The 788-nt window shown below is 63.7% G+C and carries 2 protein-coding genes; one reads left to right on the top strand and one right to left on the bottom strand.

Annotated features, from left to right (window positions below; all coding sequences use genetic code 11):
- The first annotated feature begins 108 nt into the window (after positions 1-108).
- Positions 109-558 (top strand): hypothetical protein, encoded by a 450-nt coding sequence (locus IFT88_RS16725; protein WP_192122055.1) that lies wholly within the window; start codon positions 109-111, stop codon positions 556-558.
- Between the two features lie 29 nt (positions 559-587).
- On the opposite strand, the gene IFT88_RS16860 is transcribed toward IFT88_RS16725, so the two are convergent.
- Positions 588-788, bottom strand: a 201-nt coding sequence (locus tag IFT88_RS16860; protein WP_207110917.1) for a hypothetical protein, incomplete at its 5' end; no start/stop codon positions are given.

Here is a 788-nt window from a genome sequence, read left to right as displayed (position 1 = left end):
GACAATCCCCTATCGGAACGGACCGAGCAGAAGACATCGCGTTGAACTGAAGTCGGGTGCGTATGCTCGCAGCAGCACCAGCCGCACTGTCGCGAAGGGTAGGACACGGTGATCCGACGACGCATCCTCGAAGCTTCTGCAGGAGCAGGCGTTCTCTGCCTACTGCTATCAGGATGCAGCGGAACCGCTGCGGCGGGGACCGATGACCTGCCAACCTTCACGTCGATGGACCGACTTGTCGCCGCCGTTGACGAGCACCTTGGCTGCGACACCGACCCTGCCGGCGAACCTGTCACCCCGATGAACGGCGACGCCCTGCCCACGGATCAAGCGCTGTGCCTGCCCCACGTGCAGATCGACCTCTATAAGGACCAGGCGGCACTGGAAAAGGCTCTCAACCTGTGGAGCGATACTCAACAAGGTCCTGTGCCGTTGGTGCACGGTGGCAACTGGATGATGGTGGACCTCACCGGGGTGGCTACTGGTGAGCCCTCGGCCGTCGACCTGGAGGGGCTTGCATCTGAGATGGCCGCTGAATACGAGACCGTCGCCGCCTGATGACGTATCGATGACCGGCGAGCGATCCCCTATCGGATGATGACGCGCCACGCGCCCTTCTCGGTGCTCGCCACCGAGGAGAAGCTGACTTTCGTCACGCCCTCGCGAAACGACTCTGGGATGTCCAGCTCGAGCACGCCCTCGGCGCAGCTCGCGCGGGCGGACGTAGTGTCGACGGCACCCGCAGCTGAAGTCAGACCTAACAACCCCTCGACGGATCCGGCGCCGAG

The organism is Frigoribacterium sp. CFBP 8751, assembly GCF_014841545.1.
Classification (GTDB): Bacteria; Actinomycetota; Actinomycetes; order Actinomycetales; family Microbacteriaceae; genus Frigoribacterium.
This window is presented reverse-complemented; position numbering and strand designations above follow the sequence as displayed.